This window comes from Anaerotignum sp., assembly GCF_031981185.1.
Lineage (GTDB): Bacteria > Bacillota > Clostridia > Lachnospirales > Anaerotignaceae > Chakrabartyella.
Genome location: NZ_DALYUL010000034.1, coordinates 15,662 through 25,488, shown reverse-complemented (window position 1 = coordinate 25,488; position 9,827 = coordinate 15,662). Strand labels below are relative to the sequence as shown.

Sequence of the window (9,827 nt, the reverse complement as noted above, 5' to 3'; positions counted from 1 at the left end):
GTTCCTTCGTTGTTCCATCTGTTTTGGTAGTCCTTGCTACTATTTCAAATTCTACAGGTGGGAATACTAGCTCTGCTCCGTTTGCCTTGGCAACCTCATTGTACTTTTCAACCACTTTTTTATCCAGCTTAGCGATTTGCACTTCCACTTTAATGTCAGCAAGAGCTTTTTCCTGTATTCCAAGATTCTCTGCAACTTTTCTTATGGTGAATTCAGCGGCTGGAATTACGTATTCTATGCTATCACGTTTTACAGACACATCAAAGGCATTCGCTTCCAGTTTCTTAACAATATCTCCAGTTAATTCAACTTTTACTACATCAGATTTTGTGTCAGCTACTGGAACTTGAACAACATTGCCTATACCAGCGGTGTTTGTTTTAATGGCTTCATCAATTTTACTTTCAACGACTTTATTATCAACAGTTATAGTTACAGTTGATTTTCCATTTTCCGTTGTCTGCGTTTCTTTTCCAGCATTCTGCTCTTTACCGTTTACTACCACAACGGTATTCTGGCTTGGTTGGGTTGTAGTAGAGCTGCTTCCACCACCGCCTCCACTGCTACCACTAGATGCAGAGGTTACTGTTACGTTTACTTTGTAATAGTTTACGGTTGTTGCGTCTTCTGCAGTTACCTTAACAATAAAGAAATCTCCCGTTCTAAGTGTCTGATTTGCATAGGCAGTATCTGTTCCAAAGTTTTCCATAGATGCACCCGAAACATACTTCACTACTTTCACCGTTGCGTTGGCATCGTTCTTATCAAACAATGTAATGAAGCTTCCCACATTGCTAGTGTCCGCTGCCTTTGCTGCTGTTATGGTCACAGCCCCTGCTGTTTCAGAACCCAACGTTGCATTTGGCGTGCCAAGGTTTGTCACTACCTGTCCCTTAACTATTGAAGATGTTTTTAGTGTTGCATCGTTGCTTGGTGCTGACACTACTACTTCCACTGTTGCTGTATAGCTTCCTGTGTTTGCATATCCTGACGGAATTGTTCCCAAGGTTGCTGTGAAAGTATAGCTGCCTGCTACTGCCGGATTGTAATTATCTGTATCTACCCATGTGCTTACAGGCACTGTCACTGCACTTGTATTTGCGGTTGCAGTGGTTGGCAATGCTGCAATTACTGCCGCTGCATTGGCATAAGTTGCACTTCCTGCTGTTCCTCCACTTACGTTGGATATGGCATCAAATCCTGTGATTTCTACATCTGCCGGTGCTATCGTAATACTAAAAGTCTGCCCCGTTAATTCATTTGTACCATCACTTACTTTAAATGTAAAGCTGTCTGATGTTGTATTGGTTCCATCATGTACATATTGTATTTTCCCATCAATTAAGTTTTGTTGGGTAAAACTACTTATGGATACTCCTGGGTTATCCGTATTCTCTAATTGTCCGTTTGCCAGACTTGCGGTTACTGTATATAATAATGTTGAATTATCTGTATCTGCATCATCCGCTTCTAATGTATCTAAAGGAATAAAGGCTGTTGCACCCTCATTCAATGTTAAACCTTCATTTGTTAACATTGTTGGGACCTGAGCAATATCTGTTGTTACAACTATTTTAGTCACACTTGCCTGAATATTTGGAGTACTCTCATCATCTTCAGCTACAAAATAGACATCATAATTTGTATTAGAACTTAGTCCCGTAATCGCTGTAAAACTGCTTGTATAAGGATCACTGCTTACCGCAGAACTACTTGATGCCAATGCATCACTGTTCGAGGCATTTTTCCCGTTTTTAATTTGAGAAGCAGTTGGAGCAGTATCTCCACTAACGACAACAACATAATAGATGGTTCCGCCTTCATCAATTGATGCTGAAGGGGTGAACCCAACACTTGTTTTATTTCCAACGCTTGGAGCAACATCAAATGCCGGTGCAGTGGTATCTATAGCTTGAATGTTGCTAATCGAAACATCATCAAAGTCTATCGCATAAGGATCTGTAGCAGTAAGCGTAACGCTTGATATTCCTTGAAAATCAGTATTAGCAGAAAGATCAACTGTTTTTGTCTCACCCGCAGTAATAAGAACACTATATGTTGCTCCATTACTAGATGTAAATGTAAAAGTATCATTCGTATTAACATTAAAAATAGTGATTGCATCAAAATCAAATATTTTGTCACCACTTACAGAAAAAACCAATTGCGTTTCCAACGCAGTTCCGTAATCTGTCGACAATGTTACAGTACCACTTATATCTTGACCAGAAGTCGTACTGGAATCTACTATAGAAACCGTAGTAGACTTTATCTCTAATGTATTCTCAGAGACAGTTTGATTCACTGTTTTAGTTCCAACGCCTGTAGTATCTGCTTCAAACCCAAAAGTTGCATTCGTTGCCGCAAAAACCGGTAGTGTCATTGCCGGCATTAGACTTAGTACCATAGCCAGTGTCAGCAGTATCGATAACCCCTTTTTTTGAATTTTTCCGTACATTTTATTCCTCCTCTTTTCTGTTTCCCACTATGATTTCTCTCTTATCTATCTTACATTAACTGTATTCCTTCTTGAGTATACCTTCAAGCAGCAATACATTTAGTCTGCCCGCCACCAATAAGTTAATATTTGATTGAGTTGACAGTCCTATTCTTCTATTCAATCCCCTCAACAAATTTTTGTCATTATTCAAGAATAAAAAACAGCATTATTCGGCTCATTCTTTGCTCAAAACTTCACACTCCTTAATATCTTGTAATCAAGCACTATGCTTGTCCTTCATATTACCATAATTGACAGAATAGTTATATAAAAACATTACTTTTTTGGGTTATAGTAACTATATTTTAGATACTCATAGATTATAGTTTAGGCTATACTTCATTTCTATAATTCAACCTCTGTTAAAGTCAGATTCATTGCGCTCCCCCCAACCTTGACTTCCAGAATTTCATTTTTCTTTACTGTTAAAGAGACTAGAATTTCAGATGGCTTTTCCATGGAATACCCTTGTTCAAATACCATGTTTGATGCCTGCTCGTTGTTGATTTTTCCATAATGGTAAAGATAACAGCCAAGGGCACCATTTGAGGTTCCTGTTGCAGATTCTTCCGGGATATCATATAATGGAGCAAAATTTCTGCAATGAGCGTGACCGCCAAGTAGTGTTTCTAAGGCAAAAACATGATATCCAACTGCACTATATTTTTGGCTATTTTTTTTAATTTTTTCCATATCCGGATTTATTGCATTTAAAATTTCAATACTTTTTACTGGAACCATAATATCCCGTAGTCCTGTTGATACCACTTGTACAGGCAAATCATCCAGCATTTGCGAAACTCCTATATTTAATGAATCGGCAATTTCATCTTTATCTATGATTTCTGAAAACGCAGGAATTGGTTGATTCATCATAATTGAGAAATCTTTTTTTATTTCAATCCCCAAAATTCCGGCTTTAGTTTCCTGTCTATACATACCCGGTTTTATCAATCCCAGACTGGCCATTGCATAAAAGGTTGCAATTGTTGCATGACCGCACAAGCCAACCTCTTCCTTTGGTGTAAAAAATCTTACTTTATAATCTGCTACGTTTGATTGCAATATGAAAGCAGTCTCACTAAATCCAAGAACACCAGCAATTTTTCTCATCTCATTTTCCGATAATGAATCTGCATCCAGAACCACACCTGCTGCATTTCCACCTTCTTTTGTCTTCGCAAATGAATTTAATGTATATACGTTTATTTTCATAATCAATTCTCCTTATAAATTAACAACCGTTCCTATATTTTTTTTCTCGGCAATTTTTAGTATATAATCCGCGACAGATAAATCCTGCAATGCAATCCCTGTGCTGTCAAATATGGTGATATCTTGATTAGACAAACGACCTTTCTCATTTTGGTTTATTACAGCTCCTATTTCTGTTATAACCTCTTCTTGTAATAATCCTACCCTAAATGCTGTTTGAATTTCACCAACCTTTGATGCCTGACCTATATCATCTACAAAAACTTTTGCCCTTTGAAATAATTTTTCATCTAACTCCTGTTTACCTGGCAGGTCTGCCCCAATACAGCTAATATGTGTTCCTTGTTTCACCCATTCCTCTTTTATTAATGCCTGACATGAAGGGGTGACAGTGACAACTGCATCTGCTTTACTCAGTGCCTCTTCCAAATTGTCTTCAGCAAAAAATTCCACCATTTTGATTCTTTGCAGCCATCTTTCATTATTTAGGTCATTATTATCATTGTTTATGCCGCTTAATTTGCTATGTATAGATTTTTGAAGTAATTGCGCCTTTTCCCTATTTCTTGGATTGTAAAGATAAACCTTTCGTATTGTTGGTACAGCAGATAATGTCGCCGCAATTTGAAACACTGCCTGATGACCAGTTCCCACTACTAAGAGCACTTCTGGATTCTTTTTTGCAAGAAATTTGATTCCCACTGCCCCCGCTGCTCCAGTACGCATGGCTGTCATGTGTCTTGCATTCATGAGCGCTCTCGGAGAGCCATTGTTCAAATCAAATACCATTGTCATGCCCGTCAATACAGGAAAACCTCGCTTTTCATTTTCACCAAACCAGGCAACAAGTTTTAATCCGAATAAATTTTCGGCCTGATAAATTCCGGATTTTATGTCCATATCCGCTTTCCCCTCAATCAAATCAGCAGAAACAAGGGGCAATACAGTTGCCCGATTGTCTGCTTTGTTTCGATACGCATTTTCCACACACATTATGGTATTCTTCATGTCTAATATTTCTGAAACTTCATTGTCAGTTAAAATTCTTATTGATTGCATAATTCTTACCTTCCTTTTTTATGAAACTAGTATCCCTGAATATAGTCATTATACTTAAAGAAAGTCACTATGTCTCCAACCATCAATGGTTGATTTTATACCAACCAAATGTTATATTAAATTGAAATGACAGGAGGCGTATTCTATGTTGGAATTCAATTGGAAACCAGATAAAACCTTTCCAATACCGTTGCATCTACAAATTGTGGGTTATATCAAAGAAAAAATATCATTAAATGAATGGACAATTGGCACAAAATTACCTAGCCAAAGGACTCTCGCAGAATTGTTTGAAGTAAATCGGAGTACAATTATTGCAGCAATGGACGAATTGGCTGCTGAAGGAATTGTTCAAGGAAACAGCGGCGGGGGAACAAAAATCATTAACAACACTTGGAATTTAATGAATCAAAACTATAATTGGAACGGTTACATTACCTCATCAAACCACCAATCAAACCATATGATGATTCAACAAATAGATACGGCTGAGAGTGACCCCAATATGATACGAATGGGTTCATGTGAACCCGCTCCGGAACTCATTCCACAAGATAAGATTCAAGGTATACTAAAAAAATTATCTGTTTCATCACAGCCGTTGGGATATGAAGAACCAAAAGGCTCCCCTTTTTTAAGGAAAGAAATCTGCAAGTACTTAAAAACAATTGGAATTGAAGTAAATCCATCTTCTGTCTTAATTACCTCCGGTGCATTGCAGGGTTTACAGCTTATTTCACTTGGGCTTTTGCACGCCAATTCCATTGTTTATCTTGAAAAGCCGTCTTATCTGTATTCGCTGCGAATATTTCAGTCCTTTGGCATGCAGTTATCAGGAATACCTTTTGAATCAACAGGGATTAATATAAAGAAATTATCCGAAAAGCATAACAGAAAAAGAGGTTCTATCCTCTTTACGATTCCTACTTTTCATAATCCAACAGGAACCGTTATGCCTGTGGAAAAGAGGAAAGAATTGATTCATTTTTGTGAGAAGGAAGGACTGCCAATCATAGAGGATGACGTGTATCGTGAAATCTGGTTTGAAAATCCCCCACCGCCTCCATTGAAATCATTTGATAATAATGGTCTTGTTTTATATGTTGGAGGCATTTCAAAAAACCTAAGTCCCGGTCTTAGAATTGGATGGGTCGTTGGGTCCGAGCAGGTTATTGCAAGGCTTGCTGATATTAAAATGCAGTCAGACTATGGTTCAAGTTCCCTCTCCCAGAATGTGGCTACAGAATTATTCGCTAGTGGTTTATATCAAGAACACAATGACAATTTGAGAAAAAAAGTTAAAGTAAGAAGAGATACCGCACTTACTGCATTAAATGAGCATTTTAAAGATATTGCCACATGGAACATCCCTACTGGCGGTTATTTCATATGGCTAAAGTTAAATAATCCACTCTCCATGCACCAGCTTTTTGCGAAAGCATTAAATCGTAAAGTGCTCGTCCATCCTGGATATTTGTACGAATTTCACTCAAATCAGCATATACGTATCTCCTATTCAAATGCAACACTAACGGAAATAAGCCAAGGAATTAGAATCCTCTCCGAATTAGTAATAGAACAACTATAATTTACTTTAGGATTTATATTAAAAGTAGATACACGTTTTAAACAGCTGTTAACCAAACACACAAAGGATCTATCTTTTATAGCTACAAAATCAGATGTATAAAATCATAGGTGTATTCCTGTAAAATGAAAGTGTAATCAGGACTGCAAAAAAGAACACCTCAGTGTAAAATAAGATTTGTTAATGGGAGTTAATGCATCAAATTTTACGGTGGTATTCTAATATGAAGTATAGCCAAAATGAAAAAATTAATCAAATAGAAGAAGCAACTTTAGTAGTAGGAATTGCTATTGAAAGCAGAGAAACTTTATGCGAGAGCATTTGACCCGAGAGGCTGTAAGCTAGCCAGAACCTTTTCATTCAGTAACACTCTTTTCAAGTTTGAAGCTTTTAATGCATGGGTTCATGAGTTCTGTGAGAAAAAAGAGAAAATAAAAGCAGTTGTCGGCCTAGACCCGACTGGACACTACTGATTCAACTTTGGAAGCTTTCTTGAAGCATGTGATATGACCATAGCAATGGTAAATCCGTACCATGTAAAGCAGACAATGGAACTGATGACAACAGCCCTACCAAGAATGACCGGAAGGATCCAAAAGCAATTGCGAAGCTTGTCATTGAAGGGAGATTCAGTTTTCCATATATTCCCAAGGGAGTATATGCAGAACTATGGACTGCTGTGGATGTGGGGAGAAAGGGACAGACAAAGTAAGCGAGGACGAAGCCTTTTAAGGGGGTTGCTGTCTAAGGCTGTAATACCGCTAGTAGAATGAATGACTGAAGGAATTTCTAGTGACTCTATTCCACGAATATTTTTTATTTTGATTTTTTTATCAGGAGGAAGATTGTTAACTGCTCTGGATAATATAAAAGCAGTTTTGTTTTTTCTAGGAAGTATAGGACTGATAATCGGTGCGATAACTATATTAAGAAAAGACCGGGAGAAAGAAAATGACCGGTCTGAGTGAAAAAAGACATTTGTAATTTTTCTTATCGGGTTAACAGTTATTATAATGAGTATGATTGCTTTTTAGATGAGATTTTATTTGTGTTAAACCATTCATAATAGGAATGAAAGAGAAGGAGCTTTTGCGGCATGGTCTTTGTGTTGAGTAAGCTCCTTTTATCACGTGACCCTCGTTGTAACAAAAATAATTGATCTTCATATGTTATTATAGGCTTTTTCCAATTTTGCATATTTAATATAATAGTGAGGTGATCTGAAATGAGTAATAAAGCTTTACAAATAGAGCAACAACTTGATGGCATGGTTGGATCTGCTCAGAATGTAATCTTTAACTCAACTGTTTTTACTGCAGGAAATATCATATATAATGATGCAACTGGAATTGTCACTTTTATGGAAGCTGGGCTATATACAGTGAACTGGTGGATTGCAACCCAGTCTTCCGCCGGTCAGGGGGCTGTTTTTTCCTTAATCTCATCTCAGGGTGAGTCCATAAGGGGTGCTTCACCAATTAAAACAGGCGAGGTAACCGGCTTTGGAATTATTGAAGTAGTAAGTGCACCAGTGACTGTTTCACTTGTAAATTCCGGAAGCGCAGATTTTTATTATTCATCTATTGTACCGGTTAAAGCAGCACTCCTGATTGTAGAGGAATATTCAACTGTACAACCCAGTTATGTGCAGCTTTTTGACAGAAATTATACCAACGAACTTCCGTCCCTTGGAGCTTTAAATTTATCCAATGATGGAATTAACCCGGTCTATTCAACAGCCGGATATTCTTTGACGACAACAACCGTGAAGAATGATACACTAAACCTGCCGGGACCGGGACTATACCATATTGAACTATCACTTAGGGCCAGCTTCTTTCTTCCCGTATCTCCGCCCCCATTCGGTTCCACCTATCAGATATTATTCAACCTTCTTAATGAGACGAATTCAAACATAGTCGATCTGGTATATAACGGTATCATACCAAATGATCCCAATGCAATTCTGGAGAATCAGCTTTCCATTCAGTTGTTGTATAATACCGCTGCTCTTTCTCCCAGTTTAAGAGTTTTATTATCTAATTTTAATTTTAATCTGGCTTTTGAGAATAAATTAAGTGTATTTGATATTATTCTTATTGTTCAAAAAATATAAAATAGAGGCGGAGTCAAATTAGCAACTCCGCCTGATACAGTTTAATAATTCTTTGCCAGTTTTATCTTTTATATTTTAGTTCTTTAGCAATTGTCATAGAAAAAGTTCCCTTCTGAAAACGAATTATTAATCTAATTCACCCCCAGAAAGAAGCTGATTATTTACAGATACAAAAAATTCATTACACTACCTGAAATATATTCCTGTGTTCTATTTACTCTTCTTTATTGGAATCCAACTTTCACTTTCGTATTTTGGATTATCCATATTCTTGCTTTCATTCCACAGTATTTCCGGCCCCTTGACAGTCTCATACCCCGATGCAGGGAACCATTCTGAGTAAATTCTTCCCCATACATTCTGAAGCGTTTCAGGAAAAGGACTGCGTCAATCTCTAATTCATCAAATTCAGTGGTTTCTTCGAAAAGGTTTGTTGATGCACTGATAGTTCCTTGGGTTTTTATTTTTTAAATTGACTGAGCAATTTCAAATGCATCCCAAACAGCTCCCATTAAATTTGATACTTTTGATGAATCGCCTATTAATTGTACATCTGCGCCACAATTTTTTATTACTTCGTATAAAGATTGATCACTAATATATCCAATACTTGTGATAATTGTATCAGCTTCTAATTCAACAACTCTGCCGTTTTCTTCAAACTCAACACCTTTTGATGTAACAGCAGTAACTTTTGTATTGGTATGAATGCCAATGTTATAAGATGACACAAGATTTTGGAGCATCGTTTTATTAGCAGCATTTAAGCCCTTTACCTGTAGAATTTCAGGAAGCATCTCCAGTATTTCAACATGTTTTCCTTTATCTTTTGTCAGGCTATAGCCAAGTTCAACACCAGTAAGTCCTCCACCTATAATAACCACTTTATCACCAATAGGTTTTGTCTCCATCAATGCTTCCACGGCTGTAATAACTTTTTGAGAATCTGCTCCTTCTACTTTTAAATTTCTCGCAGTAGAACCAGTTGCTACAAAAATCGAATCTGGCTTAGAAGCATTAATCGTATCTTCAGACACTTCTGTATTCATATGAACAGTTACACCAGTATCTTTCAATTGTTTCACATACCATTGTATTAACTTTTTATCCTCTTCTTTAAAGCTCATAGAAGAAGCAGGAATGAAAACACCGCCAAGTCTATCTGTACGCTCATATAAATCCACCTTATGCCCTCTGAGTGCGCTGATTCTTGCAGCTTCCATACCACTTATGCCACCACCAATGACCATGATATTCTTTTTCACATCAGCAGGTTTGATTTCATATTTTCGTTCCTGCCCAACCTGGGGATTAATTGCACATGAGGTGTTTTTACCAGAGAAAAATCT

The 9,827-nt window shown here is 37.3% G+C and carries 6 protein-coding genes and 1 pseudogene; 2 read left to right on the top strand and 5 right to left on the bottom strand.

Annotated elements, in window-relative coordinates; translation table 11 throughout:
• The 3 genes from RTK36_RS14995 to RTK36_RS14985 form a co-directional block, all read right to left on the bottom strand.
• A partial coding sequence (locus RTK36_RS14995) for a cadherin-like domain-containing protein (protein WP_312048041.1) occupies positions 1-2,458 on the bottom strand: 2,458 nt, incomplete at its 3' end.
• Between the two features lie 387 nt (positions 2,459-2,845).
• Entirely contained in the window at positions 2,846-3,715 is an 870-nt protein-coding gene (locus tag RTK36_RS14990) for a PhzF family phenazine biosynthesis protein (protein ID WP_312048040.1), read from the bottom strand.
• 12 nt (positions 3,716-3,727) lie between these two features.
• Entirely contained in the window at positions 3,728-4,774 is a 1,047-nt protein-coding gene (locus tag RTK36_RS14985; protein ID WP_312048039.1) for an ornithine cyclodeaminase family protein, read from the bottom strand.
• 145 nt (positions 4,775-4,919) lie between these two features.
• Here RTK36_RS14985 and RTK36_RS14980 point away from each other — a divergent pair, with 145 nt between their 5' ends.
• Together RTK36_RS14980 and RTK36_RS14975 are read left to right on the top strand one after the other, a co-directional pair.
• Positions 4,920-6,362, top strand: a complete 1,443-nt coding sequence (locus tag RTK36_RS14980) for an aminotransferase-like domain-containing protein (RefSeq protein ID WP_312048038.1) — start codon at positions 4,920-4,922, stop codon at positions 6,360-6,362.
• 1,225 nt (positions 6,363-7,587) lie between these two features.
• Positions 7,588-8,478, top strand: coding sequence for a hypothetical protein (locus tag RTK36_RS14975; protein WP_312048037.1), 891 nt, complete (start codon positions 7,588-7,590; stop codon positions 8,476-8,478).
• Positions 8,479-8,688: 210 nt separating this feature from the next.
• On the opposite strand, the pseudogene RTK36_RS16780 reads toward RTK36_RS14975, so the two are convergent.
• Together RTK36_RS16780 and RTK36_RS14965 are read right to left on the bottom strand one after the other, a co-directional pair.
• Positions 8,689-8,847: pseudogene (locus RTK36_RS16780) on the bottom strand (GyrI-like domain-containing protein); the annotation flags it as partial.
• A gap of 98 nt (positions 8,848-8,945) precedes the next feature.
• On the bottom strand, positions 8,946-9,827 hold an 882-nt coding region (locus tag RTK36_RS14965; RefSeq protein ID WP_312048036.1), incomplete at its 5' end, for an NAD(P)/FAD-dependent oxidoreductase.

What these genes read in the sequence shown, in the direction of transcription:
- RTK36_RS14990 (WP_312048040.1), bottom strand. Translation starts at nt 3,715, where the DNA reads ATGAAAATAAACGTATATACATTAAATTCATTTGCGAAGACAAAAGAA.
- RTK36_RS14985 (WP_312048039.1), bottom strand. Translation starts at nt 4,774, where the DNA reads ATGCAATCAATAAGAATTTTAACTGACAATGAAGTTTCAGAAATATTA.
- RTK36_RS14980 (WP_312048038.1), top strand. Translation starts at nt 4,920, where the DNA reads ATGTTGGAATTCAATTGGAAACCAGATAAAACCTTTCCAATACCGTTG.
- RTK36_RS14975 (WP_312048037.1), top strand. Translation starts at nt 7,588, where the DNA reads ATGAGTAATAAAGCTTTACAAATAGAGCAACAACTTGATGGCATGGTT.